Genomic DNA, 26,021 nt, shown 5'->3' with positions numbered 1-26,021 from the left:
AGGACAGCCGCACCATGCTCCTCCCCCTTGAGGGGGAGATTGAGTGGGGGTGTGCCAAAGGCCGGTGGCGCAGAACCCCCACCCCCGACCCCTCCCCAAAGGGAGGGGAGTTAAGTGGCTAACTGTTGCGCCAGCGCGCGATGAAGAACCCGTCAAGGCCCCCGTGTTCGGGCAGCATTCCGGGGTCGGTGCGCAGGGTGCCGTGCGCGGTGGGTGACAGGCCTGCGGGCAGCTCCTCGGCGCTGACCGGCTCACGCGGCAGCCAGACCTTCTCCGCCTGTTCCTCGCCTTCCTCGCTCTCGAGCGAGCACACGGCATAAACCAGCGCGCCGCCGGGGGTGAGCCAGCCGCTCGCGCGCTCGATCAGGCGCGCCTGTACCTCGGCCATCTGCTCGATCTGGCGCGGGCCGATGCGGTGGAGCACATCGGGGTGGCGGCGCGCGGTCCCCGTGGCGGTGCACGGCGCGTCGATCAGGATCGCGTCGAACTTCGCGCCATTTTCCGCTGGGGGCTCCCACTTGAAGGCATCGGCGGCGATCACCTCTGCCTCCAGCCCGGTGCGCTCGAGGTTTTCCTCCAACAGCTTGAGCCGTTTGGCCGAGATGTCGAGCGCGGTCACCTGCCACCCCTGCGCTGCCAGTTGCAGCGTCTTGCCGCCGGGCGCGGCGCACAGGTCGAGCGCGCGCCTGCCCTGCCCGTCGCCCAGCAGGCGCGCGGGCAGCGAGGCGGCGAGGTCCTGGACCCACCACGCGCCATCCTCGAACCCTTCGAGCCCGTGCACCGCCTGCCCGCGCGAGAGGCGCAGGTGGCCCGGCATCAGGCTGTCCGCGCCCAGCTTCACCGTCCATTCGGCGGTCTGCGCGGGATCGCGCAGCGTCAGGTCGAGCGGAGGCGGTTCGGCGAGGCCCGCGGCAATCGCCTCGGCCCGTTCGCCCCACCTTTCGGCCACCGCTTCGGGCAGCGTCGGTGCAGCGGGCAGTTCGACCCCGCGCTTGGTCAGCGCGCCGAACACACCATGCGCGAGCCGCTTGGGCCCTCCCGAGAGCAGCGGCAGCGCGGTCGCGACTACCGCGTGCGGCGGCGTGTCGAGCCGCAGCCACTGCGCCAGCATCAGCCGCAGCACGGTGCGCGGCTTGGCATCCTCGGGCAGAACCTCGCGCGTCGCGCTGTCGATCAGCGCGTCGAAATCGACCAGCCAGCGCAGCGTTTCCGCCGCAATCGCGCGCGCGAGCCCGGCGTCGGAAGCAGGCAGACCGCGCAGGGCCGCCGTCTCGTTCTGCTCCAGCGTCTCGCCCCGGCGCAGCACGCCGTCGAGCAGGCGCAGCGCGGCGCGGCGTGCGGGCAGGCCGGGAATATCGTTGCTGTTATTGGCCATGCTTGAAACCGGGGGCGAACAGGATCATTTCTCTCATATGAAACGCGCTACCGAACGCCCCGAAGACTTCAAGAAGCCTGCGCACTGGAAAGACGATCCAGCGCCAGCGCCCGAACCCATCGACGCGAGCGTGGAGGATCCCAAGGGCCTCAGCCCCACGCGCTACGGCGACTGGGTGAAGGACGGAATCGCGATCGATTTCTAGCTTCGATCCTCCCCGTTTTGCGAAGCCAAATGGGGAGGGGGACCGCGACACCGCAGGTGTCGGGGTGGAGGGGCGCTTGCGCCATTACCCCTCCGTCACCCGCCTGCGGCGCCTGCCACCTCCCCATTTGCGCTGACGCGAAAACGGGGAGGAGCGACTTTTCTCAGATCCGCACCAGCCTGATCTGCAGCCCGTCCTTGGGCTGCGGGATCGGCCACGCCTGCCAGTCGGGCGCGTAATCTTCCGCCACTTCGATCCGGTAACGGGTCAGCATGTGCGCCATCAGGATCTTGATCTGCATATAGGCGAAATGCAGCCCCAGGCACATGTGGGCGCCGCCGCCGAAGGGCACCCAGGCATATTTGTGCCGCGCCTTCTCCGCCTCGCGGGTGAAGCGCATGGGATCGAACGTTTCGGGCGAATCCCAGATTTCCGGGTCATTGTGAACGAAGGTGGGGTTCACGCCGACGGGAGTGCCCGCGGGGATGTGATACCCGCCGAACTCGAACGCCTCCAGCGCACGGCGCGGGATCGTGGGGACCGGCGGGATCATCCGCAGCGCTTCCTTGAACGCCATCTCGGTCAGTTCGGCCTTGGCAAGCTCCTCGTAATTCAGCGCACGCCCTTCCCCGCCGGTGATCGCGCGCAGTTCCTCGCGCAGCTTGTCCTGCCATTCGGGGCTCCTGGCGAGGTAATAGACCAGCGATGTCGCGGAGGAGGTGATCGTGTCGTGCGCGGCCATCATCAGGAAGTTCATGTGGTCGACCACCTCGTCGACCGGCAGCAATTCGCCATTGTCGCGCGTGGCGGTGGCGAACTGGCTGAACATGTCCTGCCCGCCGCCCTCGGCCCGGCGGCGCTGCGTTTCCTTGGTGAAATATTCGACCAGATAGGCACGCCCATCGGTGCCGCGCTTCATCTTGGTGAAGGGCAGCGACTGGCGGATCGGCGCGACCGAGGCCTGGACCATGTCGACAAAGGCCTGGTTCACCTTGTCCGCTTCCGCACCGAAGGGGATGCCGATGAAGCTGTCCGCCGCGAGGTCCAGCGTCAGCTGCTTGATCGCGGGGTAGAACTTCATCTCCCCTGCGCCCCATTCCTCCATCCGCTCCGAAATCCCGCGGTTGAGGCTGCCGACGTAATGGCGCATCGGCTCGGGCTTGAAGGCGATCGACAGCGCCTTGCGGTCGGCCCGGTGATGGTCGAAATCCATCAGCATCAGCCCGCGCGGGAACAGCTTGTCGAGAATCGGGCCCCAGCCCTGTTCGCTGGAGAAGATCTTGTTGCGGTCGAACAGCACCAGCTCGTTCGCATCCGCGCCGATCAGCGCCACCACCGTGCCGCCGAACGCGTTGTTGCGATAGACGCGGCCGTATTTCTCGACCATGCCTTTGGTAAACCCGACCGGATCTGCCAGCATCTTCAAGGTGTTGCCGACGACCGGCAGGCCCTGTTCGCCGGGAATATGCGACAGGTCGGCCTTGGTCGGGTTGGCGTCCTTCCAGTGCTGCGGACGGACGTTTGCGGGCTGGTGAGCTGCGAGCGTTGCCATCGGGTATCCTCTCCTTATTAACCCCAATGTAAATTAGCTCGCGCGGCAAATCCAGTCGTCAGATCCACCCTGCCAGTTCGCGCCGCAACAGCGTCTCGAGCATGGAAAGCCCGGCATCCGATGTATTGAGGCAGGCGAGCGCGGCGAATTCTTCGCCCCCCGCTTCGACGAACTGCTCATGCCCTTCGATGGCCAGCTCTTCGAGCGTTTCCAGACAATCGGCGGAGAAACCGGGCGCAACCACCGCGATTCGCTTCGTGCCGCTGCGCGCTTCCTCTTCCAGCACCGCGTCGGTGGCCGGTTCGAGCCACTTGGCCCGGCCGAAGCGCGACTGGAAGCTGGTCCGGAAACGCAGGCCCCGTGACGCCATCTTCGCTTCGAGCAGGCGCGCGGTCTTGTGGCAGTGGCAGTGGTACGGATCGCCCAGGGTCAGCGTGCGCGCGGGCATCCCGTGGAAGCTGAGCAGCAGCAGTTCGGGCACGAAGTCCAGCGCATCCAGCTGGCGACCGATATCCGCGGCCAGCGCGTCGATATAAAGCGGCTCGTCGTGATAGGGCGGGAGGGTGCGCAGGCTCGGCTGCCAGCGCTGTTCGCGCAGCCAGTCGCCCGCCTTGTCGACCACGGTGGCGGTCGTCGCGGCGCAATATTGCGGGTACATCGGCGCGAGCAGGATGCGGTCGCACCCGGCATCCTGCAAGGCGGCGAGCCGGTCGGGGATCGACGGCGCGCCGTAGCGCATCGCCCAGTCGACCATCACGCGCCCGTCGCCGCCCAGCGCGCCCTGCATCGCCACCGCCTGCCCCTTGGTAATCGCGGCGAGCGGGGAGCCGTCCTCGCTCCACACCTTGCGGTACGCTTCCGCCGATTTCTGGGGCCGGGTGTTGAGGATGACGCCGCGCAGGATCGGTTGCCAGACCAGCGCGGGAATCTCGATCACGCGCCTGTCCGACAGGAATTCGGCCAGATAGGTCCGCACATCGGCGGTGGTCGGCGCGACGGGGGTGCCCAGGTTGACCAGCAGCACGCCGATCTTGCCCGAGCGTACGGAGGGGTGCCCCTCGGGGAGTTGCTGATCCTGCCAGGTCATGCGCACCGCCAAGGGCAAGCGAGCGCATTCGTCAAGGTGCCAGTGTTCACAATGGCGCCTCTCAAGATGGCTGCGCCGATGCGAGATCGAGCGGAAGGCTGCGGAACCGCTGCCCGGTGGCCGAGGAAAGCGCGTTGGCGATCGCCGGGGCGGCGATCACTGTGCCCAGTTCGCCGGGATCGAACGGCGGATCGTCGCTGGCGACAAATTCGACCGCGATCTGGGGCGTGTCGGCTAGCGTAGGCAGGTTGAGCCCGGCAAGACGGCTGGTGGTGGGCAATCCGCCATTGAACCCGATCGCCGATCCGACCGCGAGCGACAGGCCGTAGATCAGCCCGCCTTCTATCTGCTGGCGCGCCAGATCGAGATTGACGATCCGCCCGATATCGACCGCCGCGCTCAGCCGCGTGACCCGCACCCCGCCCTCGCCTGCGCGCGCCTCGGCAACGCAGGCGATCCGCCCGCTGCGCGTGCCCAGCGTCATCTTGTGGCAGGCCAACCCCTGCCCGCTGGCAACCTCGCCACCGTTCCATTCGGCCAGCCGCGCGGCGCGTTGCAGCACCTCGACCATCTTCAGGTCCGGCCCCAGCATCGCCACGCGGTAAGACAGTTTCTCGCGCCCCAGCGCCTCGGCAAGTTCGTCGATGAAGCTTTCGGAGAAGAACGCGCTCAGGGCATCGCCGCCGCCACGCATCCGCGCCACCGGCAGGCCGATCGAGACGGGCACGTGATCGACCGCAAGATTGGGGATTTCATAGTCGGGCACCGCGCCCGACAGCGCCAGCGGGTCCGCCTGCCCCGCGCTCTCCTCGCGCGCGGCGATGGTGGTGCGGTTGTCGAACAGGCGCGCACCCTGTTCGCGCATGAAGGGCGGGATCGCGATCGTGGTCTTGAGCGCGATGATGCTGCCGTCACGGCCCAGCCGCGCGGATATTTCTGCGGCGGCTGGCGCGCGTGGCGGGCTGCCGATCATCTCCTGCCAGCGCGACCAGACCAGCTGCACCGGGCGGTCGAGCTCGCGCGCGATCACCGCCGCCTGGATCGCGTGGGTGTGGTCGAGCCGCGCATCGAAGCTGCCGCCCGCCGCCATCGGCACCAGCACCACATCTTCCACTCCGATGCCGACCGCGCGCGCCGCCGCGACCCGCGCGCGCTCGGGCGCCTGGCTGGCGATCCACAGCGTCAGCTTGCCGTCCTTGAGCCACGCGGTCGCGCTCGCGGTTTCGATCGGCGCGTGCACGGCGGGGGCGACGTCGTAGCGGCGCGTGACGGTCGGCTTTCCGTCGACCACCTCGCTCGCCCCGATCAGCGCGATCCTCTGCGCCGGGCCTTTTTCCAGCCCTTTCGCGAGCGCATTGGCGATGATGTCGCTATCGGCAGGGTTGGCCAGCGCGAAGACCGGCTTCATCGCTGCCAGCGCGCGCTCCGCTGCCCACCAGGTCTCCCCGGCAGCCGCGAGCCAGCGGTTGGCTTTGACGATGCCCAGCAGCCCGCGCATGTTCGCCGCCGCCTTGCGGTCGAAGCTCTTGAGCCGCGCATTGGCGAGCGGCCCCTGCCGGATCGCGACGAAGGCCATGCCGGGCAGGCGGATATCGCCCGCGAACAGAAAGCTGCCGTCGACCTTGGCGGGCAGGTCCAGCCGGGGGAAGGCCGTGTCGCCGCCCGTTCCCGCCCCGGTCGGTGCCTCGGCGGGCTCTTCACTGAGCAGCGGAGCGACCGATGGCGGATCGCGCCGCGACGCGCCTTCGGCAAGCTCAGCAAAGCGCAGGCGGCGCTTGCCCGCGATCACGAAGCCATCCGCCGCGCGGCACTGTTCGGGCGCGATATCCCACCGCGCCGCCGCTTCGGCGATCAGCATCGATCGCGCGGTCGCCGCAGCCTCGCGCACGGGGATTTCGTAGGAGGCGAGCGTGGTGCCTGCGGCGGTGGCGGTAAAGCGCGTGCGCTCGGCAAAGCGGCGCGCGAGCAGCGAGTCGGGATCGCTGGCAAGGTCGGCTCCGCCCGCCATCCACAGCGGTGCCCAGTGGCTGGCGAGCGCAAGGTTCGGATAGGCACCTGCAGGCGGCGCAGGCTCGACCGCGATCTGCCGCCAGTCGGCGCCCAGCTCCATCGCGGCGAGCTGCGGGATCAGCGTGGTGACGCCCTGCCCCATCTCGCATTGCGGCACCGCGACCGTGATCACGCCATCCGTGGCGATCTTGATCCAGGCGTTGAACCCGGCCTCGCCCTCGCCGGGTTTCAGCGGCGCGTCGAATCGCTGTGGCAAGAGCAGGTAAGCGACCACCAGCCCGCCACCGGCAGCCGCGCCCGCGAGCACGCCGCGCCGGGAGACGTGAAAGCCGCGCCGGGCCGGAGCATCCCGGCGCAGCACGGTCATGCCTTCGCGAGTCCCTCGGCCACCGCGATCTGCCGCGCAATGGCGTGGAACGCCTGCGCTTCGGGCGTATCGCCCAGCGCGACCGGATCGCCCGCATCGCTCGCTTCGCGCACCGAGTGGCTCAGCGGAATGCGCCCGAGGAACGGCAGGTCGAGGCGGCCCGCCGCGCGTTCCACCCCGCCCGAACCGAACGGATCGCTCGCCTCGCCGCAATGGGGGCAAACATAGCCGGCCATGTTCTCGACCAGGCCGAGGATCGGCACTTCGCCCTGATCGAACAGCGAGCCCGCGCGCGCAGCGTCCGCCAGCGCGAGGTCCTGCGGAGTCGACACGATCACCGCGCCATCGGGTTTGAACTTCTGGAGCATGGTGATCTGCACATCGCCGGTGCCCGGCGGCAGGTCGACCAGCAGCAGCTCGGTATCGCCCCAGTTGGCTTCGAACAATTGCGCCAGCGCGCGCCCAGCCATCGGCCCGCGCCACGCGAGCGCGCGGCCCTTGGCGACCAGATGCCCCATCGAAAGCATGGGAATATCCGCCACGCCGCGCACGGGTTGCAGCGTCTCGCCTTCCGCCTCGGGCTTCAGATCCTCGCTCTTGAGCAGGATCGGTTGCGAGGGGCCGTAGATATCGGCATCGATCACGCCGACCTTCACCCCTGCACGCTTCAGCGCAACCGCGAGATTGGCGGTCACGGTCGATTTGCCGACCCCGCCCTTGCCCGATCCGATCGCGATGATCCGGCGGCGCACACGTTCGCCCATGAAGGCGATCGCGGGTGCGGGATCGGCATCGCCGGGCGCAAGCGCGCTGTGCAGCTGCGCCTCCATCCGCTCTCGCGCGGGGGCATCCAGCCCCTCGCCATCCACCACCAGCGTCCATCGATCCTCGCGCTGCCGCGCCGAGATGATCCGCGTGGCCAGGTCGGCGGGTAGCGCCTTCCTGACCGTCTCCAGCTCTGTCTGTCCGTTGCTCGTCACGCGCCCGTCATTAACAGCAAAAATGCGCGGGCAACCCCTGTTTTTCGTGAAACTTGGTTCCTATACAGGATGGCATGAAAATCTTGGACGGGTTTCACTCGCGAATCGCGCTGGCGATGGCTGGCAAAAATCCCTGGGGCAGTTCTTCCGGCGGCGACGACGACGGTGGCGACCGCTCCGGCGCGCCCGGCGGCGATGGCGATGGCTCGGACGGCAAGCCTTCGGAGGACCGGCCCAAGGGCCCACGCAATCCGTGGCTGCCGCAGGGCGGCCGCGATGGAGAGCGGCGTTCCGCCTCGATCGAGGATATCTTCAAGAACCGCGGCCCCGAAGGCCCACGGCGTCGCCCCGGCGGCCCGGGTGGCCCCGGCGGCCCCAATTTCCGCATGCCCGAGCGCCCCGGCGGCAAGAGCTGGGTGCCGGTGATCGTCGCGGTAGTGGTGCTGATCTGGATCGGCGTGACCAGCACGCACCTGATCGGCCCGCAGCAAAAGGCGGTGGTCCAGACCTTCGGCGCCTATACCCGCACGCTCGATTCCGGCCTCAAGTTCACCGCGCCCTTCCCCATCGAAACGGTCGATGTCGTCGATGTCGAAGGGGTTCGCGCGGTGCAGATCCCGGGCAGCCAGGCCCGCGCCAAGCTGATCCTGACCGGCGACCAGAACCTGGTCGACCTCAGCTATATCGTGCGTTGGAACATCAAGAATCTGGAGCAGTTCAAGTTCCGCCTCGCCGAACCGGAAGAGACCGTCAACGAAGTGGCCGAGGCCGCGATGCGCGCGACGGTCGCGGAAAAGACCCTCGACGAGACGTTCTCAGGCCAGGGTCGTGCGGAAATCGAACTGGCGGTGCGCGAGCGGATGCAGCGCGTGCTCGACCGCTATCGCGCCGGGATCAACGTGCTTGGTGTGGAAATCGACAAGGCCGACCCGCCCAGCGAAGTGGTCGATGCCTTCCGCGACGTGTCGGTCGCCGAACAGAATGCCGACGCGGCGCGTAACCAGGCGCGCGGCTATGCCCAGCAGGTGATCGCCAATGCGCAGGGTGAGGCCGAGGCGTTCGACAAGGTGTACGAGGAATATCGCCTCGCGCCCGAAGTCACCCGCCGCCGGCTCTATTACGAGACCATGGAACGCGTGCTGAGCCAGACCGACAAAACCATTGTCGAGACGGACAATGTGACGCCCTACCTGCCGCTGCCCGAGGTCAACCGCCGCCGGTCGACCACGGTGACGCCCGCGCAGCCGGCCCAGCCTTCCACCAATTCCAACGCCAGCGGGAGCCAGTGATCATGAGCAACCTGTGGCAAAAATATAGTAGCCTGCTGGTCCTCGCCGGCGTCGGCCTGGTCGCGCTGATGCTGAGCATCTACATCGTCCCCGAAGGTGAGCAGGCGGTCGTCCTGCGCACCGGTGAGCCGGTCGGCACGGTCAACACGATCAACGGCACCAAGGGCGCCGGGCTATATCTGCGCATTCCATTCGTCGATACGGTCCGCCGCGTGGACAAGCGCGTGCTCGACCTCGAAATGACCGACGAGGAAGTGCTCTCGCAAGATCAGCAGCGCCTGCTGGTCAACGCCTATGCCCGGTTCCGGATCGTCAATCCGGTGCGCATGGTCGAACGTGCGGGCACCACCGAAGGGGTGCGCACCGCGCTGGAACCGATCCTCAACTCGGTCCTGCGGCAGGAACTCGGCCGCCGCACCTTCCAGGCCATGCTGACCGCAGAGCGCGGCAGCGCGCTGGCCGTGGTCCGCACCAATCTGGACCGGCAGGCCCGCCAGTACGGCGCGGAAGTGATCGACGTGCAGATCAAGCGCACCGACCTGCCCGATGGCGCGCCGCTGCAATCGGCGTTCCAGCGGATGGAGACCGATCGCGAGCGCGAGGCGCGCACGATCCGCGCGCAGGGCAGCCGCGATGCGCGGATCATCCGCGCAGAGGCCGATGCCGAAGCCGCGCGGGTCTACGCCACCGCATTCGGCAAGGACCCGGAATTTTACGATTTCTACCGCGCGATGCAGAGCTACGACACGACCTTCGCGGCGACCGACGAAAACGGTCAGCCCAAGAGCGAGAGCAATATCATCCTCTCGCCCGACAACGAATATCTGCGGCAGTTCCGCGGACGCCGTTGACCGTTCGTCGAACAGCCCGGCGTTCTCAGTGCGGGATGCCGGGCCGTTCAAACGCGATTAAGCGCCCGCCCCTTTGAGTGCGGCGGGGATAGAGAACGGCCCCCCTGCGTTACCGACAGGGGTGAGGTCGACGAGTAGAAAAAAGGAACCAGAAGGACGTGAGACCCGTGCGATATGCTTATGGCCTGACTTCGGCGCTGCTGATCGGCGGCGCGACCATTTCCCTCGTGACCGGCCAACCGGCTGGCGCGCAAGTTGCCCAGAATGCGGACCCCCAGATCCAGACGGCGGTCCCCCGTGCGGGTGCCCCGGCGAGCTTCGCCGACCTGACCGAGCAACTCGCCCCGGCGGTGGTCAACATCTCCACCCGCCAGCGGGTCGAAGTGCAAAGCACCAACCCCTTCGCGGGCACCCCGTTCGAAGGCATGTTCGGCGATCGTGGCGGCGGCCAGCCGACCACCCGCGAAGGACAGTCGCTCGGCTCGGGCTTCATCGTCTCCGCCGATGGCTATGTGGTGACCAACAACCACGTCGTCACCCCGCAGGGCAACGGCACCGTCGAAGAGATCACCGTGACCATGCCCGACGGCACCGAATATGAAGCGAAGCTGATCGGCAAGGATGCCGAGTCCGATCTCGCGGTGCTCAAGATCGACCGCCGCGAACCCTTCCCCTTCGTCAAGTTCGGCGATTCGGAGAAGGCGCGCGCGGGTGACTGGGTGGTCGCGATCGGCAACCCCTTCGGCCTTGGCGGCACAGTGACCAGCGGGATCATCTCGTCGGTCCTGCGCACTGCGGGCGCGGGTGCCTACGACCGGTACATCCAGACCGACGCGGCGATCAATCGCGGCAACTCGGGCGGCCCGCTGTTCGACATGCAGGGCAACGTGATCGGCATCAACAACGCGATCCTCTCGCCCTCGGGCGGCAGCGTGGGCGTGGGCTTCGCCATTCCAGCAGACACCGCCGCGCCGATCGTGGAGCGGCTGCGCAAGGGCGAAACCATCGAACGTGGCTATCTGGGCGTCAGCATCGGCCCGGTGACGGAAGATTTCGCCGCCGCGCTCGGCCTGCCGCGCAACCGTGGCGAGATCGTGCAGTCGGTGGTCGATGGCGAGGCGGCAGCGCGCTCGGGCATCGAGGCGGGCGATGTCGTCGTCTCGGTCAATGGCCGTGAAGTGACCCCGGACCAGACGCTCTCGTTCCTGGTGGCCAACATCAAGCCGGGCACGACCGTCCCCGTCGAACTGATCCGCGACGGCAAGCGGCGCAAGCTGAACGTCAAGGTCGGCACCCGCCCGAGCGCGGAAGAGCTGGCCCAGTCGCAGATGTTCGGTGCCGACGACGAAGAAGACGAGATGAACGCGCCGCTCGATCAGGGCGAATTCCTGGCAGAGAAGCTGGGCCTTGGCGTCGTGCCGATCAATCCGACGATCGCGCGCCAGCTGGGCGTCTCGGCGGATACGCAGGGGCTGGCCGTGGCAGCGGTCAACCAGAACTCGGACGCGGCGCGCAAGGGGATCCAGCGCCGCGACATCATCCTGTCGGCCAACTACCAGCCGGTCACCACCACCGCACAGCTGGAGGAAATCGTTCGCGCCGCCGAAGCGGATGGTCGCCCCTCGGTCGTGCTGCGCATCCAGCGCGTGCGTGGCCCGTCCGGCTATATCGGCGTGCGGATCCAGTAAGGGTTCGCCACCGACGCCCCCTTGTGGGGAGCCTAACAACAAGAAAGCCCCGGAGGAGCGATCCTCCGGGGCTTTCCTTTGCGCGGTACTGTCGGCCGGGGGGAGTGTCGCGACCAAGCCGATAGCTGCGCCTAGTAGATCTGCTGGCGCTGCTGCGGCGGCTCGTTGCGCTCGGGCTGCTGACGCGGCTGAGGCGGGGGCTGCTGCGCGGGCGGCTGCTGGCGATTGCCCTGCCCGCCCTGGTTGTTGCCACCGATCGCGCGGTCGAGGAAATCGTCGTCGATCGCCTGCGGCTCGCCATCCGCACCCTCGCCCGGTTGCCGCGGACGCTCGGTCGCGCCCTCGCTCGCCGGGCCTTCTTCGCTCGGGCGGCGGCCCGGCTCGATCAGGTTGCCCTGCTCGTCGATGAAGTAATAATCCTCCGGATCGCCGTAGTAGAATTCCTCGTCCGGCTCGACCTGCCATTCGGGCAGGTCGGTATCGGTGTCGAAGGGTTCGACCGGGCGATCCTTGACTGCAAACCGCATGAAGGCGGCAAAGGCCTTCGCCGGTGCCGCCCCGCCGGACAGGCCCGCGACCGCCTTGTTATCGTCGCGCCCCATCCACACGCCGGTGGTCAGGCCGGACGAAAAGCCGACGAAATAGCCATCCTTGTTGGAGCTGGTGGTGCCGGTCTTGCCTGCGACCGGGCGGCCGATCTGCGCCGCGCGACCGGTGCCGGTCTGCACCGCCGCCTGCAGCAGGTCGGTCATCTGGCTTGCGACATAGTCGGGCACCAGCCGCACCTGTTGCGGCGGCTCGCGCTCGTACAGCGTCTGCCCATCGGCGGTGGTCACCTTGGCGATGCCATAGGGCTGCACGGCCATGCCACCATCCGAAACCGAGGCGAAGGCGCGCGTCATGTCGAGCAGGCGGACTTCGGAGGTACCCAGCACCATCGAGGGGTAGGTGGAGATGTCCGAGCCGATACCGAACCGGCGGGCCATAGAGGCAACCGTGCCGAAGCCGACCTCGTTGCCCAGCTGCGCGGCGATCGTGTTGACCGAATAGGCGAAGCCCTGCCGCAGGGTCATCTCGCCCGCGTAGCGCCCGTTGTAATTCTTCGGGCTCCAGCCATCGATGGTGATCGGCGCGTCGACCACCGTGTCATCCGCGCGGTAGCCGGATTCGAGCGCGGCGAGATAGACGAACAGCTTCCACGCCGATCCCGGCTGCCGCTGGGCAACGGTCGCGCGGTTGAAATTGCTGGTCACATAATCCGTGCCGCCGACCAGCGCGCGGATCGCGCCGTCGCGGTCCATCGATACCAGCGCGCCCTGCGTGCCCTTGGGGGCGTTGGCCTTGACCGCAGCGGTGGCCGCGCGCTGCATCCCGGTATCGAGCGTGGTCCACACCTCGATCGGCTCCATCGTGTTGGGCAGCAGCAGATCGAGCTGCGGCAGCGCCCAGTCGGTGAAATAGCGGACCGAGTTCTGGCCGACATCCTTCTTCAGCTTCACCGCAGAGGGATCGACCGACGCCTGCGCGGCGGTGATCCGGCCCTGTTCGCGCATCAGCCGCAGCACGACCTGCGCGCGCGCCACGGCGGCGTCGACATCGGCGGTGGGGGAATAGCGGCTCGGAGCCTTGACCAGCCCGGCGATGATCGCCGCCTCCGCTGTCGAAAGCTCGGTCGCGGGGTGGCTGAAGAACTTGCGGCTGGCGGAATCGATACCGTAGGCGCCGCCGCCGAAATAGACCTTGTTGAGGTACAGTTCGAGGATCTGCTCCTTGCTGAACTTCGCCTCCAGCGCGAGCGCAAGCACGCCCTCGCGCAGTTTGCGGTCGAGCGTGCGGTTGGAATTGAGGAAGACGTTGCGCGCAAGCTGCTGCGTGATCGTGGAGGTCGCGGCGATCCGCCCGTCACCGGTGAGCGCGACATACAGCGCACGGGCGAGGCCGATCGGATCGACCCCGGGATGCGAATAGTAGCGCCGATCCTCCACCGCGACCATCGCCTGCTTCATCTCGTCGGGAATCTCGTCGCTGTCGAGCCATTCGCCATAGCTCGGCCCGAGTTCGAAGATCTCGCTGCCATCGGCCGCGCGCACGACGATGGTCTGCGCGTTCTGCGCCGCCTTGAGCTCTTGATAAGACGGCAGCGAACGGGCGGCAAAGGCGACTGCGAGCAGCAGGAAGACAACCGCCAGCGTGGCCAGCCCGGCGCCCCACATCAGCGTCAGGCGAAGCCAGCGGGGCGTCTTTTCCCACGTCTGTGCGCCGGGAAAGCGTCGCCCCGCTCCGCGTGCGGTAGTATTCCTCGCCATTCAGGGTCGTCCCAGCCTATGGCGCGTCGTCATGCGCGCCCGTGAAGTTCGCCGCTATGCATAGGCGAAGCTCAATGGCGAATGAACGACATTTTTTTGCCGCAATTAACCACTCAGCTCCCGACCGGGGGATCGCCTGCCGCCTCGAACTCGAGTGCGGCGGAATTGATGCAATAGCGCAGTCCCGTGGGCTTGGGCCCATCGGGGAAGACATGGCCCAGATGCCCGTCGCACTTGGCGCACATCACCTCGGTCCGGGTCATCCCGTGCGAGGTATCCTGCTCGGTTTCGACTGCGCCGTCATCCGCCGGGGCATAGAAGCTGGGCCAGCCCGAACCGCTGTCGTATTTCTCATCGCTGCGGAACACCAGCGAGCCGCAGCCCGCGCAGTAATATTCGCCCTCGTCCTTCAACTTGTCGTAGGCGCCGGTGAAGGCCCGTTCCGTCCCGCCTTCGCGCAGGACCTGGAACTGTTCGGGGGTCAGGCGTTCGCGCCATTCTGCTTCGGTCAGATCGAGCTTGTCGGACATATCGGGAAATCTCCTTTTGCCGGACCAACGCCTGCGCGGCGCGCGGGTTTCGTATCAGTCGTCGAGCTGGGCGTAGTGTGCCGACGGCTGGATCACGTCCATCTTGTCCGCCAGCAGCGGGCCGAAGCTCGGGCGGCTCTTGAACGCGGCGTACCAGTCGCGCGTCGGCTCGTGGTCCTTCCAGTCGATCCCGCCCAGATAATCCGCCACGGAAAGCTGCGCGGCGGCGGTGATGTCCGCCAGGCTCATCTGCGGCCCGGCGAGCCACGCCCGGTGGTCGAGCAGCCAGTCGAGATAGTCGAGATGCGCGTGGGCCAGCTTCATCGCCTCGCGGATGATCCGCGAGTCGGGCGGCTCGCGCAGCACGAGCCGCTTCTTCATCCGCTCGTGCAGCATGGGCATGGTCACATCGCCGAACAGGTTTTCCTCGAACAGCGCGACCAGCCGGCGGATTTCGGCGCGGTTGAGCGCGGAGCCGTTGATCATCGGCGCCTTGTCGACCGTCTCTTCGAAATATTCGCAGATCGCGGTCGAATCGCTCAGCACGATGCCTTTCTCGGTTTCCTCCACCACGGGCACGCGGCCCGCATGGTTCATATCGAAAAAGTCATCCGCCGCCTTCCACGGGTCGAGCCGCTGGAGTGCGAAGGGCACGCCCTTTTCGCGCAGCAGGATGCGTACCTTGCGGCTGAACGGGCACAGGGGGAATTGGTGGATGGTCCACATGGCCGATGCAGATGGGCCATGTGGGGCGGCAAATCCAGATGCTGAAAAGAAACTTTGCGCAGCGGCAGTTCAGCCCGCCGCGCTAAAGCCCCGATGCGTCGAGCAGCATCAGACAGGCGGGCATGATCTCGTCGAGCGAGCCCTCTGCAAGGATCACCCCGGCCTGCGCGCGCAGCCGTGCCTCCACCGCCTCGCGGGTCATCCCCGTCTCGTCCATCAGCCTTGCGCCGGTGCGCACGAAGAACTCGCGCCCCCGCTCCCCCACCGGCGGGTAGACCAGCGCGGCCTCGTCCCCCTGCCGCTGGCGCTCGGCAACCAGCGCGAACGCGGCGGAGCAGCGGATCGCGCCCTGCTGGTCCGCCGGCAGCGGCGACAGCGCGTCGGCGGCAGGCGCGTCCTGTGGCGCGGGCTGGGCTGGGGCCTGGGTCGCGAAAAAAACGAGAGCAAGGAACTTGGCGATCATGGCCCGGACCTATACCTGATGCCCCGACGCAGCGCTGCCCCTTTCTGGGGAGCGGGACGAAAACAAGACGAACCGTTGCTATAAGAGGAGCCCCGAGCCATGTCCGACCATTCCAATCTCCACCTTCTGATCGGCGGCGAGAAAGTTTCCGGCGGGGGCCGCGACATGATCGAGGTGATCGACCCCGCAACCGCCGAGGTGCTCGGCAGCCTGCCCACCGCGACCACCGACGATCTCGACTCCGCGCTCGCCAATGCGGACAAGGGCTTCCACGCCTGGCGCAAGGAAAGCGCGGACAAGCGCGCTGCCGTGCTGACCAAGGCGGGCCAGCTGCTCCGCGAACGCGCGAAGGACATCGGCACCCTGCTGACCAAGGAACAGGGCAAGCCGGTCAAGGAAGCCATCGGCGAAGTGATCTACTGCGCGATGCTGTTCGAATTCTATGCCGGCGAGTGCAAGCGCACCTACGGGCGCGAACTGGTCCGCCCGACCGGCCAGAGCGCGCGCGTGATCTACGTGCCGGTCGGCCCGGTCGCCGGCTTTGCCGCGTGGAACTTCCCCGCGATCAATGTCGCACGCAAGATCGGCGGCGCGATCGCGGCGGGCTGCTCGGTGATCGTCAAGCCGTCCGAGGAAACCCCTGCGGCGGGCATCGCGCTGGTGCAGGCGCTGCTCGACGCGGGCGTGCCGGGCGATGTCTGCCAGGTGGTGTTCGGCGTGCCCGACGAGGTCAGCCGCCACCTGCTCGCCAGCCCGATCATCCGCAAGGTCACCTTCACCGGCTCGACTGCCGTGGGCAAGCACCTGACCAAGCTGGCGGCCGACGACATGAAGGTCACCACCATGGAACTGGGCGGCCATGCGCCGATCATGGTGTTCAAGGACAGCGACGTCGACACCGTGCTCGATACGATGGTCGGGGCGGCATACCGCAACGCAGGCCAGGTCTGCGTCAGCCCGACCCGCTTCCTGGTCGAACAGGACCTGTTCCCCGCCTTCCGCGACGGCTTCGTCGAGCGGGCCAAAGCGATCACCGTGGGCAACGGGTTCGACGATGCCACGCGGATGGGCCCGATGGCCAATGATCGCGGGCCCGAAGGCCTCGCCAAGAAGATCGCCAATGCGAAGGACAAGGGCGCGAAGGTCGATGCCGGGGGCGAGCGGATCGGCAACCAGGGCTTCTTCTTCGAACCGACCGTGCTCAGTGAAGTGCCCACCGATGCGGACATCATGAACGAAGAGCCGTTCGGCCCGATCGCGCTGATCAACCCGATGGCCAATGCCGACGCGATCATCGAGGAGGCGAACCGCCTGCCGTACGGCCTTGCCGCCTATGCATGGACCAACGATCCCAAGCTGCGCAGCCGCCTGGCCGCCGATGTCGAGGCCGGGATGCTGGCGATCAACGGCGCGAATGTCAGCGCGGTCGATGCGCCCTTCGGCGGGGTCAAGTGGTCCGGCCACGGGCAGGAAGACGGCGCCGAAGGCGTGATGCACTGCATGGTCCCCAAGACCGTCCACGAAAGCTGATTTTGAGAAAAGGGGGGCCAATCGCCCCCTTTTTTTCTTGACCTGCGGGCCGTATTTCGTTCCGCTTCCTGAATTGGCCGGTTTGGTGTATTGCACGCCATGGCCTTCACGGAGCATCCCTTGCGGCGTGAACTGGTGCACGAGATGCACCTGCGCCGCTTTGCCCCGGTCCATGCCCCCGCGCGCATCGTGCAGATGGTCTACCTGATCGCCGAGGATCGTCGCGGGGAGGAACAGCGCCACCTTTCCTCGCTGCCGCTCAAGCCGCTTTCAATCGAACAGGAAAGCCGCCACGCGGTGCTCCATTTCTCGGGCGACCTGACCGTTCTGTGGGAACGCCACACGGAAGCGACCACCATCACCCTGATTGGCCCGCGCGAAGGGCAGGACGCGATGGCGCCGCTGACCGAATGGTTCGGCGCGTGGCCCGGATCGGTCCTGCGCGCGACCAGGGTCTTCGTCGAACCGGGCGAGGCAGAGGCAGAGGCGCTGCTCCCCGAAATGAGCTTCGAAGACGCGGACCTGGTATCGTGCCACGTGTGTTCGGGCGTGCGCGTGTGGTCCGATTTCCGCATTCGTGACGATGGCTATGGCCGCCTGCTGGTCTCTGCGCCCGGGCGCCAGCCCGACGATCTCGGACGGATCGTCCAGCGGCTGCAGGAGCTCGGCAATTACCGCAATCTCGCGCTGGTCGGCCTGCCGCGCGTGCAGCGGCTGATGCCTGAACTGAACGCGCTGGAAGAGCGGCTCGCCGCCCATGCGCAGGCGCTGGTCAATGAAGCGGAAGGCGGGGACGAGCGGCTGCTGCACGACCTCTCGCAGGTCTCTGCCGAGCTGGCGCAGATCCGGGCGGAAAACTCCTATCGCACCAGTGCCAGCCAGGCCTATGCCCAGATCGCCGCCGACCGGCTCGACGCGCTCGATGTCCAGCCGATCGACGGGTACCAGAGCCTGACCGATTTCACCGAACGCAGGCTGGTCCCCGCGACGCGCACGATCGAGACCTTCGTCAACCGCCTGCGGCGCCTGTCGGAACGCAGCGGCGATGTGATCGCGCTGCTCAACACGCGGATCGATACGCGGATCAAGGCGCAGAACCTCGAACTGCTGCGGTCGATGGAAAGCAGCTTCAACCTGCAGCTGCGGCTGCAGAACCTGGTCGAGGCGCTGTCGGTGATCGCCGCCAGCTACTACGCGGTCGCGCTGATCGCCTACATGGCCAAGGGCGCGGTCGGCTTCGGCGAGGAAGGGCACGAAGTCGATGTGGCGATCGCGCTGATCGCCCCGGTCGTGATCCTGACGATCTTTCTGCTCGTCTCGCGCATCCGCCATCGTTTCATCAAGGAAACCGAAAACGCCGCCGCTCGTTCAGATAAAGGTCGTCCTTTGAATGACGACTGAAAGGGTTTATACCGAGTCTGTTAAGTGAGTTGGTTCAGGTGAGGAGATAATTAAATGCAGAAATCTCATGGTTTTGTCGGCAGCATGGCTCTGGCGTGCCTGCTTGTCTCCGCTGGCTGTAATAGCCGCGCCGACGAAGAACCGGCTGCTCCGGCGACCACCACCACCGAGGCGCCTGCGACCACTGCGGCCGCCGACACTGCTGCCCCTGCAGCCGACGTCGAATTCGCCAGCCTGACCGGCGATCCCGCCGCTGGTGAAAAGGCGTTCGCGGTCTGCACCACCTGCCACTCGGTCGAAGCGGGCGTGAACAAGACCGGCCCGTCGCTGCACGGCGTTGTCGGCCGCGAAGCCGGTACGGTCGCAGACTTCAACTACACCGACGCGAACAAGAACAGCGGCATCACCTGGACGCCGGAAGAACTGTTCGTCTACCTCGCCGATCCGCAGGCGACCATTCCTGGCACGAAGATGATCTTCCCGGGCATCAAGGACCCGCAGAAGCGCGCGGACGTGATCGCCTATCTTGAAACCCAGTCGTAAGACCGGATTTCACAATCGACACAGAAAGGGCGCTGCCGCGATATGCGGCGGCGCCCTTTTCTTTGTCTTGGGGGAGTTTCCGATCTCGGCGTCAGCCCCGCTCGACCTCAGTCGACCTTCGGCCGCCCCTCCTCGCGCCGCTCTTCTTCCGCTTCGCGGCGGCGCATCTCTTCGGCAGCCTTGCCCTCGGGCGTGTCCATCGGATGGCGGTTGGACCGCTTGCGAATGAAGAGAAAGAACACCACCGCGATGATCGCGAGCACGATCAGCAGCGTCATGATGTTGAGCGGTGCGGCCACCGCCAGCAACGGCATGTTTGAAACGGACATGAGGGATTTCTCGCTTTCTCCCTCCAGCCCCTTTTCTTTCAACGGGTTAGTGCAGCATTTAGTTCCGGACGCGCGCCTGTGCCATCAGGCGACCGCGTCCATCCGCGCCAGTTCGCACTGCGACCAGATCTCGCTCAGCGCGTCGATCAACCGCCCGATATCGCCATCGGTGTGCACCGGAGACGGGGTGATCCGCAGCCGCTCGGTCCCCACCGGCACGGTCGGGTAATTGATCGGCTGCACGTAGATGCCGTGGTTGTCCATCAGCCAGTCGCTGATCATTTTACACTTCTTGGCATCGCCGACCATCACCGGGATGATGTGGCTCGGATTGTCGAGATGCGGGATGCCGATCGCATCCAGCCGCCGCCGCACCTGCGCCACCCGGTCCTTGTGCCGCGCGCGTTCCATCTCGCTCGCCTTGAGGTGACGAATGCTCGCCGCCGCACCCGCCGCCACGGCGGGGGGCAGCGCGGTGGAGAAGATGAACCCGCTGGCAAAGGTGCGGACATAATCGATCAGGTCGGCGCTCGCGGCGATATAGCCGCCCATCACGCCGAACGCCTTGCCCAGCGTCCCTTCGATGACGGTGATCCGATCCATCAGCCCTTCGCGTTCGGCGACCCCGCCGCCGCGCGGGCCGTAGAGGCCGACGCCGTGAACCTCGTCGATATAGCTCATCGCGCCATGGCGTTCGCACACGTCGAGAATATCGGCGATCGGCGCGATGTCGCCATCCATCGAATAGACGCTTTCGAACGCGACCAGCTTGGGGACGTCCGGTCCGTAGTCCGACAGCTTGCGGTCGAGATCCTCGACGTCGTTGTGCGACCAGATCTTGTACGGCGCACGGCTGTGACGAATGCCCTCGATCATGCTCGCATGGTTGAGCGCGTCGGAAAAGACGACGCAGCCCGGGATCTTCGCCGCCAGCGTGCCCAGCCCCGCCCAGTTGGAGACATAGCCGCTGGTGAACAGCAGCGCCGCTTCCTTGCCGTGCAGGTCCGCAAGCTCGCGTTCCAGCTCGACATGATAGTGGTTGGTGCCCGAGATATTGCGCGTGCCGCCCGCACCCGCGCCGCATTCATCCAGCGCGGCATGCATCGCGTCGACCACCACCGGATGCTGGCCCATGCCCAGGTAATCGTTGGAACACCACACGGTGACGGGCTGCGTCTCGTCGCCGATGAAGCGGGTCGCCTGCGGGAAGGCACCACGATGGCGCTTGATGTCGGTGAACACACGATAACGCCCCTCTTCGCGCACGCCATCGAGCTCGTCCTTGAAGAAGGCATTATAGTCCATCGGGGAAATCTCCGTCTCGTGCATTATAGACCCCTCATCGCGTTCGCGTGCGCCCGCTTGTCGCGCGCGGCAATAGCCCATCCCCACAATGCGCCATCGCGCAACGGCAGGGCAAAAAACAGGTGTTCGAGTGCGCCCAGCGCCGCCATCGCAAACAGCAGGCTCGCCGCAACCGAGGCACCCGGGCCTGTCGTCTCCGCAGCGATCGCGCCCAGCCAGCCGGCCAGCACCAGCGTGCCCGCAATGCTCAGGGCGAGCAGCGCGGTGAAGCGGTTGGGGCCGAAATAGCTGGTCAGATAGGCCAGGTGGCGCGGCAGGATATCGGTGCTGGCATTGGGCACGCCCGCAAACAGGTTCAGCTTGGCGACCAGCCGCAGCGCGAACAGCAATACGAAGACCTGCGCGCCGATCGGATTGGGTTGGCCCCAGCACAGCGCGATCAGGATCGCTGCGGTCGCCGCCAGCGCGATCTCGTGATGCAGCACCGCCGCGCTCGCCTTTGCGAAGCGCACGATGCCCTGTGCGCCCTCGGGGCATGGCTCGCGCCGGGGGCCGGTGACGCCGCCGGTCAGGAAGGCGAATTCATGCCACCCCCAGATCGCCATCGCGCCCGCGAAGCCGAGATACGCCCCGCCCGCACCGGTCATCTGCGCCGAGCCGATCACGCACAGCATGCCCACCGCAGCCGCGATGCCTGCCCATGCCAGGCTGCGGCCGTGGGCTTCGCGCGGGGCATTCGCCGCCCAGGCGATCAGCCCGGTGGCAAAGAACCACACCGCGATGGTCGCCAGCACCGGCAGGACATGGCCGGTAAAGCTCACCATGCCGGTTGCAGCCTGACGCTCTGCGGCAGTTCATTGGTCCGCGTGCGGTGGAAATACATGCTGGCAAAGGCAGCGCCCGCCCCGGCCATGCCGCTTGCACGCTTCAGCAGACCGCCGATGCCACCCTCGGCCTTGCCCGCATCGATCCGGTCTGCCGCGCGGCGCAACCGGGCCATCTTGGCGCGGAAGGCGGGATCGTCCGTCTCCAGCTCCACCGGGAAGACCTGCCGGGCGATCTGGTTGCAGACCGAGAAGACCTCGTAATCATACTCGGTCGGATCGACGCCCAGCGCCTCGTGAAACACCGGGCGGTTGTGATCGCGCACGAACATGGTCGCGTAGACCGACAGCAGGAAGAAGCGGATCCACAGCTTGTTCTTGCCCTGCAGCAGCTTGGGATCGGACCGCAACAGCATGGCGAAGGCCTCGCCATGGCGGAACTCGTCGTTGCACCACTCCTCGAACCAGTCGAAGATCGGGTGGAACTTGTGCTGCGGGTTCGCGGCCAGATGCCGGTAGATCGTGATGTAGCGCGCGTAGCCGATCTTCTCCGACAGATAGACCGCGTAGAAAATGAACTTCGGTTTGAAGAAGGTGTATTTCTTGGTCTTCGTCAGGAAGCCCAGATCGACGCCGATCCCCGCATCCTTCAGGCTTTCGTTGATGAAGCCCGCGTGGCGGCTCTCGTCGCGGGCGAGCAGTTTGAACAGCTGCTTCACGTCGGGGTTCTTCGTCCGCTTGGCGATCTCGGCATAGAGCACGCAGCCGGAAAATTCCGAGGTCATCGAGCTGACGAGGAAATCGGTGAACTCCTTGCGCAGCGCGGGCGGCAGGTTCTCGATCACGCCGGTGAAGCTGTCATTGTGCTTGAAGTGGGTCTTGTTGGGATCGCCTATCATCTCTTCGATCAGCGCGTCCCACTCATCGCGTACCGGCGACACGTCGATCGCATCGAGCGCGTCGAAATCGGTGGTGTAGAACCGCGGGGTCAGGATCGTGTCCTGCGTGGCGAGAGCCATCGCCTCTTCGCTGGTCATCGGCTTGTAGGCGTTCATTTGATCCTCCCGGCGTTGAAGCTGACCTCGTAGAGTTCGGCGAGGTCGAAATAGGCCGCGATACGGGTGAGGTTGCGCATGACCGGCCCTGCACGGGTCACGGTCGCGGTGCGCTCGAACACCTCGCGGCTGCCAAAGGGGATCGAGATCGGATCGCCCTGCACGCGGACCCTGTCGCCCGCCTCCATCGCCACCGTCTCCGGCAGTTCGACATGCGCGTGAAAATGCTCGGAGCTTTGCTCGACCAGGATGCGGCACGAAATCTCGAAGGTCTGACGCGCCATTACGCGGCCTCCTCTGGCAGCAGCGCGGCGAACACCGCGCGGTTATCGTCGCCGAACCCGCCCAGTTCGAGCGCGCGGCCGGTCGCGGGATCGCTCAGCGTGAGCGAGCCGTCGTCCCACCGCGTCAGGGTGAAGGGCGTGCGCGCGGAAATGCCCTGGCTGCGACGGATATGGACGAGGCTGCGCACGGTGGAGCGGATGAAGCCGCCGGTGCCCGGCTCGACCCGCACGATCCGCTCGCCTGTCGTGCCGTCGTCGATCAGCACCGCACCATCGGGTGCGTCGGCAAAGGTCAGGCTGCGGATCGCGTTGGCCTGGGTCCCGGCAGCGGCGCGCGACACATTGGGCACCGCGTCGCGCTCGACCAGACCGAAGCTGGCCGATGCCGCCAGCGCGAGCGACAGCGCGGCAATCGCAGCGATCACCAGCAGCGGCGCCTTGGGAGAGGGTTCGGCGTGATCGTGATGCAGGCTCATGCCAGCGCGCCCTCCATCGCAGGCGTGCGCGCCTGTGCAGGTCGCTCCTGCGCCTGTCCGCGTTCGATCGCCTCATGCGCCGCGACCGCGCGGGCCAGCTGCTCGGCGACATCGGCCGCCCCCGGCAGCGCGCGCAGCATCGGCTGCGGCTTGGCGAAGCGCCACGGGCGCGCATGCGGCCACAGCAGCAGGTAGCCGAGCGTACGCTCTCCATTCGGCTCCAGCGCGATCTCCCCGAAGCCCTTGCCCCGCTCGCTCAGATGCGCGGCACCGATCTGCTTCAGCGGGATATTGACCGTCTTCTCGATCGCGATCCCGATATGCAGGATCACCCGCCGGTCGGTCAGGATATACCGGGTGGTGCGCGCCGAGGCGAAGGCCGTCGCATAAAGGATCGCGAGCACCGCCGCGCCTGCGGCGAGCGTGGTCGCAATACCGCCCGGTCCGCTGCCCATCGCGACGGCGATCAGGGCGAGCAGCGCGAAATAGCCTGCCACCAGCGGAGTGTGGAACGCGCTGCGGGCAAGCACCATGGGATCGGGCCGGCCCCGCCACAGCACCGTCTCGTCCGCCTGCGGATGCCACAGCACGTCGATCTGCGTCGGACTGAGCGAAGGAGATTTGCGTGCCGTCACAACGCAGGCTCCTGCCGCTCGGGCGTGGCGTAGAGATAGCCGCCGCCGAAATAGGCGACGATCCGCTCTTCCTCATAGAAAGTGATCTGGTCCGGCGCTGCGGGAACAGGAGCGCCCGTGAACTGATCGGCAGTCAGCGCATCTATCACGATCCGGCCCTGCCGTCCGCGCACCAGCGCCATCGCCATGGGCGCGAGCACGGTCCTGCCCATGCTGAGGTCGACCGAGAGATAACGGATCACATGCTCGGCGCGGTCGATCCACACTTCGCTGACCGTGCCTGCGACCTTCCCATCCGCCCCGATGACGCTCATCCCGATCGGATTGGGATCGCGTGCGGCGATCGCGATGTGTGCGTCGAGGCTCAGCGGCACGATCCGCGGGCGACCATCCGCCGCCAGATCCGGCAGATCCTTGCGGTTCGCCCAGGATGCCGGCCCAAGGCCGTCGATCAGCGGATTGCCGGTCGGGATATAGGGCGCGCCGGAGGCGGCAAAGCTGCGCACCGCGGCCACGTCGAAGCTGTCGCGTCCCCCGGTCGGGGCGGTTACCGTGCCCCGGCCGTGCGGCAGGATGAAGGTCTTGGTAGGTGCTCGGCTAAGCGCGCCGCCGGACGATTCCACCAGGCCGGTGCTCTCGTCCTCCAGCGGATATCCCTCGCGCCGGTCTTCGCGCCGCAGGTAGAAAATCAGGCCGATGAAGAACAGCACGAAGGCCAGAAATACCAGCTCCGCGATGTCGATCGAACCCACGATTGTCGGGTCGCTCATTGGGATTCTCCTTGGGTGGCCATCATGTCGGGAACTCGCACAGGCCGAAGGGGCCCGCGATGGGCTGCGGGCTGTCGGCGCGACGCCGCGCGATAAGCGGGCCGAGCGCCACGAGCGCGGCCAGCAAGAGCATGATTTCGATGATATAGACCCCGGCATAACCGGCAGCAGGCGTGTTGAGCGCGCCCGACAATCCGCCGGCAGACGCGGTGTGCGACAGCGCATCGCGCAAGGCCCCGCCGATCGCGATCGCAAGGCCCGCACAGCTCGCCTGCACCGCGCCCCATGCGCCCAGCGCAAGGCCTGCGCCTTCGCCCCGCGCGCGAACCATGGTTTCGGTCAGCGTGCCGACCGAAAACAGGCCGAGACCAAGCCCGATCGCGAAGGCTCCGGCATAGAGCAGCAGGATCGAGGCGAAGGGCGCGGCGAACAGCACCAGCAGGAATGCGGCGATCCCGGCGACCAGACCAGTGCCCGCCAGCCGCAGCGGATCGCCTCCGTGCGACAGGCTGCGCCCGGCAAGGCAGAAACCCGCCAGCGCGCCCGCAGCCCATGCCCCGGTCAGCATTGTCGTGCTGCCGACCGACAGGCCCAGAATCTCGCCCCCATAGGGCTCCAGCAGCGCGTCCTGCATCGCGAAGGCCGCCGCACCGATGCCGATCGCGGCGAGCAGGCGTGCGGTGCGCTCTTCCGCGACGAATGCACGCCACAGCGTCGCAAAGCTCGGCCCTTCGGGGTCAGAGGGCATGCGCGAGGAGCCGCGCGGCTCCTGCTTCCACAGTGCCACCAGATTGAGCACCAGCGTCAGCGCGGCGGCTCCCTGAATCACCTGCACCAGCCGCGTGGGCGAGAAATCGACCAGCAGCGATCCGATCGCCAGCGCGGCCAGCATCGTGCCCGCGAGCAGCATGACGTAAAGCAGCGCGACCGCGCGTGGGCGCTTGTCCTGCGGGGCAAGATCGGTCGCCAGTGCCAGCCCGGCGGTCTGCGTGGTGTGCAGCCCCAGCCCGGTGAGCAAAAAGGCGATGGCGCTGAAGGCGATCCCCAGCCGGACATGATCGGGGTCGGACATCAGCAGCAGCGCGAAGGGCATGATCGCCAGGCCACCGAACTGCATCAGCGTCCCCAGCCAGATATAGGGCACCCGCCGCCAGCCGAGCACCGAGCGATGCGTGTCCGACTTGTGGCCGATCAGCGCGCGCAGGGGTGCCACCAGCAGCGGGATCGCGATGATCGTGGCGACCAGCCCGGCGGGGATCGACAGCTCGACGATCATCACCCGGTTGAGCGTGCCGGTCAGCAGCACCGCTGCCATCCCCACGCTCACCTGAAACAGCGCCAGCCGCAAAAGGCGCGACAGCGGCAGCTCCGCACTCGCCGCATCGGCGAAGGGCAGCCACGCCGTGGCCACCTGCATCCATTTGGCAGCAAGAGGCGCGC

General features: G+C 66.9%; 25 protein-coding genes. 7 read left to right on the top strand and 18 right to left on the bottom strand.

Annotation, left to right across the window (positions count from 1 at the left end):
• Positions 1-118 precede the first annotated feature (118 nt).
• Complete coding sequence (locus tag VO57_005735) at positions 119-1,375, bottom strand: methyltransferase domain-containing protein (GenBank protein XBL70840.1); 1,257 nt, start codon at positions 1,373-1,375, stop codon at positions 119-121.
• On the opposite strand from VO57_005735, the gene VO57_005730 reads away from it, so the two are divergent.
• Complete coding sequence (locus tag VO57_005730; GenBank protein XBL70839.1) at positions 1,374-1,580, top strand: DUF1674 domain-containing protein; 207 nt, start codon at positions 1,374-1,376, stop codon at positions 1,578-1,580. The two genes, VO57_005735 and VO57_005730, sit on opposite strands and share 2 nt — an antisense overlap.
• A gap of 163 nt (positions 1,581-1,743) precedes the next feature.
• Here VO57_005730 and VO57_005725 read toward each other — a convergent pair whose 3' ends face one another.
• The 4 genes from VO57_005725 to VO57_005710 all read right to left on the bottom strand — a co-directional run bounded on the left by VO57_005725 (position 1,744) and on the right by VO57_005710 (position 7,576).
• The gene (locus tag VO57_005725) at positions 1,744-3,132 is read right to left on the bottom strand and encodes a cytochrome P450 (GenBank protein ID XBL70838.1); all 1,389 of its coding nucleotides are present in this window, start codon (positions 3,130-3,132) and stop codon (positions 1,744-1,746) included.
• 58 nt (positions 3,133-3,190) lie between these two features.
• On the bottom strand, positions 3,191-4,219 hold the full coding sequence (gene hemH, locus VO57_005720; protein XBL70837.1) for a ferrochelatase: 1,029 nt from the start codon (positions 4,217-4,219) through the stop codon (positions 3,191-3,193).
• A 61-nt stretch (positions 4,220-4,280) separates the two neighbouring features.
• Positions 4,281-6,596 carry a molybdopterin cofactor-binding domain-containing protein gene (locus tag VO57_005715; protein XBL70836.1) on the bottom strand — a complete coding sequence of 772 codons (2,316 nt, stop codon included), beginning with the start codon at positions 6,594-6,596 and terminating at the stop codon, positions 4,281-4,283.
• On the bottom strand, positions 6,593-7,576 hold the full coding sequence (locus tag VO57_005710) for an Mrp/NBP35 family ATP-binding protein (protein XBL70835.1): 984 nt from the start codon (positions 7,574-7,576) through the stop codon (positions 6,593-6,595). The genes VO57_005715 and VO57_005710 overlap by 4 nt, the downstream gene beginning before the upstream one ends.
• Before the next feature lie 74 nt (positions 7,577-7,650).
• Here VO57_005710 and VO57_005705 point away from each other — a divergent pair, with 74 nt between their 5' ends.
• From VO57_005705 to VO57_005695, 3 genes are all read left to right on the top strand, one after another.
• Entirely contained in the window at positions 7,651-8,865 is a 1,215-nt protein-coding gene (locus tag VO57_005705; protein XBL70834.1) for a protease modulator HflK, read from the top strand.
• Positions 8,866-8,867: 2 nt separating this feature from the next.
• Entirely contained in the window at positions 8,868-9,716 is an 849-nt protein-coding gene (locus tag VO57_005700) for a protease modulator HflC (GenBank protein ID XBL70833.1), read from the top strand.
• 167 nt (positions 9,717-9,883) lie between these two features.
• A complete protein-coding gene (locus VO57_005695; GenBank protein ID XBL70832.1) occupies positions 9,884-11,404 on the top strand; it encodes a Do family serine endopeptidase in 1,521 nt (506 codons plus the stop codon).
• 131 nt (positions 11,405-11,535) lie between these two features.
• Here VO57_005695 and VO57_005690 read toward each other — a convergent pair whose 3' ends face one another.
• The 4 genes from VO57_005690 to VO57_005675 all read right to left on the bottom strand — a co-directional run bounded on the left by VO57_005690 (position 11,536) and on the right by VO57_005675 (position 15,429).
• On the bottom strand, positions 11,536-13,617 hold the full coding sequence (locus VO57_005690; GenBank protein XBL71296.1) for a PBP1A family penicillin-binding protein: 2,082 nt from the start codon (positions 13,615-13,617) through the stop codon (positions 11,536-11,538).
• 206 nt (positions 13,618-13,823) lie between these two features.
• Positions 13,824-14,240 (bottom strand): peptide-methionine (R)-S-oxide reductase MsrB, encoded by a 417-nt coding sequence (gene msrB / locus VO57_005685; protein ID XBL70831.1) that lies wholly within the window; start codon positions 14,238-14,240, stop codon positions 13,824-13,826.
• A 54-nt stretch (positions 14,241-14,294) separates the two neighbouring features.
• Positions 14,295-14,966, bottom strand: coding sequence for a glutathione S-transferase family protein (locus tag VO57_005680; protein ID XBL70830.1), 672 nt, complete (start codon positions 14,964-14,966; stop codon positions 14,295-14,297).
• 82 nt (positions 14,967-15,048) lie between these two features.
• Positions 15,049-15,429, bottom strand: coding sequence for a hypothetical protein (locus VO57_005675; GenBank protein ID XBL70829.1), 381 nt, complete (start codon positions 15,427-15,429; stop codon positions 15,049-15,051).
• 99 nt (positions 15,430-15,528) lie between these two features.
• On the opposite strand from VO57_005675, the gene VO57_005670 reads away from it, so the two are divergent.
• The 3 genes from VO57_005670 to VO57_005660 all read left to right on the top strand — a co-directional run bounded on the left by VO57_005670 (position 15,529) and on the right by VO57_005660 (position 18,903).
• Positions 15,529-16,959: an NAD-dependent succinate-semialdehyde dehydrogenase gene (locus tag VO57_005670; protein ID XBL70828.1), complete on the top strand. Its 1,431-nt coding sequence runs from the start codon at positions 15,529-15,531 to the stop codon at positions 16,957-16,959.
• Between the two features lie 99 nt (positions 16,960-17,058).
• Positions 17,059-18,360, top strand: a complete 1,302-nt coding sequence (locus tag VO57_005665) for a DUF3422 domain-containing protein (protein ID XBL70827.1) — start codon at positions 17,059-17,061, stop codon at positions 18,358-18,360.
• A gap of 54 nt (positions 18,361-18,414) precedes the next feature.
• Positions 18,415-18,903 carry a cytochrome c family protein gene (locus VO57_005660; GenBank protein ID XBL70826.1) on the top strand — a complete coding sequence of 163 codons (489 nt, stop codon included), beginning with the start codon at positions 18,415-18,417 and terminating at the stop codon, positions 18,901-18,903.
• A gap of 107 nt (positions 18,904-19,010) precedes the next feature.
• Here the strand turns inward: VO57_005660 and VO57_005655 are convergent, their stop codons facing one another.
• The 9 genes from VO57_005655 to VO57_005615 all read right to left on the bottom strand — a co-directional run bounded on the left by VO57_005655 (position 19,011) and on the right by VO57_005615 (position 25,992).
• Positions 19,011-19,232: a hypothetical protein gene (locus tag VO57_005655; protein XBL70825.1), complete on the bottom strand. Its 222-nt coding sequence runs from the start codon at positions 19,230-19,232 to the stop codon at positions 19,011-19,013.
• Positions 19,233-19,316: 84 nt separating this feature from the next.
• Positions 19,317-20,537, bottom strand: a complete 1,221-nt coding sequence (gene hemA, locus VO57_005650) for a 5-aminolevulinate synthase (GenBank protein XBL70824.1) — start codon at positions 20,535-20,537, stop codon at positions 19,317-19,319.
• Positions 20,538-20,560: 23 nt separating this feature from the next.
• The gene (gene puhE, locus VO57_005645; GenBank protein ID XBL70823.1) at positions 20,561-21,361 is read right to left on the bottom strand and encodes a putative photosynthetic complex assembly protein PuhE; all 801 of its coding nucleotides are present in this window, start codon (positions 21,359-21,361) and stop codon (positions 20,561-20,563) included.
• Positions 21,355-22,416, bottom strand: a complete 1,062-nt coding sequence (gene acsF / locus VO57_005640) for a magnesium-protoporphyrin IX monomethyl ester (oxidative) cyclase (protein ID XBL70822.1) — start codon at positions 22,414-22,416, stop codon at positions 21,355-21,357. The genes puhE and acsF overlap by 7 nt, the downstream gene beginning before the upstream one ends.
• Positions 22,413-22,700 (bottom strand): hypothetical protein, encoded by a 288-nt coding sequence (locus VO57_005635; protein ID XBL70821.1) that lies wholly within the window; start codon positions 22,698-22,700, stop codon positions 22,413-22,415. Before VO57_005635 ends, acsF begins: the two co-directional genes overlap by 4 nt.
• Positions 22,700-23,176, bottom strand: a complete 477-nt coding sequence (gene puhC, locus VO57_005630; protein ID XBL70820.1) for a photosynthetic complex assembly protein PuhC — start codon at positions 23,174-23,176, stop codon at positions 22,700-22,702. The genes VO57_005635 and puhC overlap by 1 nt, the downstream gene beginning before the upstream one ends.
• Positions 23,173-23,811: a photosynthetic complex putative assembly protein PuhB gene (gene puhB / locus VO57_005625; GenBank protein XBL70819.1), complete on the bottom strand. Its 639-nt coding sequence runs from the start codon at positions 23,809-23,811 to the stop codon at positions 23,173-23,175. Before puhB ends, puhC begins: the two co-directional genes overlap by 4 nt.
• Complete coding sequence (puhA, locus tag VO57_005620; protein XBL70818.1) at positions 23,808-24,581, bottom strand: photosynthetic reaction center subunit H; 774 nt, start codon at positions 24,579-24,581, stop codon at positions 23,808-23,810. The genes puhB and puhA overlap by 4 nt, the downstream gene beginning before the upstream one ends.
• Positions 24,582-24,603: 22 nt before the next feature.
• A complete protein-coding gene (locus tag VO57_005615; GenBank protein ID XBL70817.1) occupies positions 24,604-25,992 on the bottom strand; it encodes a BCD family MFS transporter in 1,389 nt (462 codons plus the stop codon).
• Positions 25,993-26,021 lie beyond the last annotated feature (29 nt).

The sequence above is a fragment of the Citromicrobium bathyomarinum genome (assembly GCA_001306305.2).
GTDB lineage: Bacteria > Pseudomonadota > Alphaproteobacteria > Sphingomonadales > Sphingomonadaceae > Alteriqipengyuania > Alteriqipengyuania bathyomarina.
Note: the sequence above shows the minus strand (reverse complement) of the source record. Positions and strands in the feature narration are given on the sequence as shown.

Coding starts and splice junctions, on each gene's coding strand:
- VO57_005655 (XBL70825.1), bottom strand. CDS start 19,232: ATGTCCGTTTCAAACATGCCGTTGCTGGCGGTGGCCGCACCGCTCAAC.
- puhA (XBL70818.1), bottom strand. CDS start 24,581: ATGAGCGACCCGACAATCGTGGGTTCGATCGACATCGCGGAGCTGGTA.
- VO57_005665 (XBL70827.1), top strand. CDS start 17,059: ATGGCCTTCACGGAGCATCCCTTGCGGCGTGAACTGGTGCACGAGATG.
- VO57_005705 (XBL70834.1), top strand. CDS start 7,651: ATGAAAATCTTGGACGGGTTTCACTCGCGAATCGCGCTGGCGATGGCT.
- VO57_005735 (XBL70840.1), bottom strand. CDS start 1,375: ATGGCCAATAACAGCAACGATATTCCCGGCCTGCCCGCACGCCGCGCC.
- VO57_005730 (XBL70839.1), top strand. CDS start 1,374: ATGCTTGAAACCGGGGGCGAACAGGATCATTTCTCTCATATGAAACGC.
- VO57_005725 (XBL70838.1), bottom strand. CDS start 3,132: ATGGCAACGCTCGCAGCTCACCAGCCCGCAAACGTCCGTCCGCAGCAC.
- VO57_005660 (XBL70826.1), top strand. CDS start 18,415: ATGCAGAAATCTCATGGTTTTGTCGGCAGCATGGCTCTGGCGTGCCTG.
- VO57_005715 (XBL70836.1), bottom strand. CDS start 6,596: ATGACCGTGCTGCGCCGGGATGCTCCGGCCCGGCGCGGCTTTCACGTC.
- puhC (XBL70820.1), bottom strand. CDS start 23,176: ATGAGCCTGCATCACGATCACGCCGAACCCTCTCCCAAGGCGCCGCTG.
- hemH (XBL70837.1), bottom strand. CDS start 4,219: ATGACCTGGCAGGATCAGCAACTCCCCGAGGGGCACCCCTCCGTACGC.
- VO57_005680 (XBL70830.1), bottom strand. CDS start 14,966: ATGTGGACCATCCACCAATTCCCCCTGTGCCCGTTCAGCCGCAAGGTA.
- VO57_005700 (XBL70833.1), top strand. CDS start 8,868: ATGAGCAACCTGTGGCAAAAATATAGTAGCCTGCTGGTCCTCGCCGGC.
- VO57_005690 (XBL71296.1), bottom strand. CDS start 13,617: ATGTGGGGCGCCGGGCTGGCCACGCTGGCGGTTGTCTTCCTGCTGCTC.
- hemA (XBL70824.1), bottom strand. CDS start 20,537: ATGGACTATAATGCCTTCTTCAAGGACGAGCTCGATGGCGTGCGCGAA.
- acsF (XBL70822.1), bottom strand. CDS start 22,416: ATGAACGCCTACAAGCCGATGACCAGCGAAGAGGCGATGGCTCTCGCC.
- msrB (XBL70831.1), bottom strand. CDS start 14,240: ATGTCCGACAAGCTCGATCTGACCGAAGCAGAATGGCGCGAACGCCTG.
- VO57_005670 (XBL70828.1), top strand. CDS start 15,529: ATGTCCGACCATTCCAATCTCCACCTTCTGATCGGCGGCGAGAAAGTT.
- VO57_005675 (XBL70829.1), bottom strand. CDS start 15,429: ATGATCGCCAAGTTCCTTGCTCTCGTTTTTTTCGCGACCCAGGCCCCA.
- puhE (XBL70823.1), bottom strand. CDS start 21,361: ATGGTGAGCTTTACCGGCCATGTCCTGCCGGTGCTGGCGACCATCGCG.
- VO57_005635 (XBL70821.1), bottom strand. CDS start 22,700: ATGGCGCGTCAGACCTTCGAGATTTCGTGCCGCATCCTGGTCGAGCAA.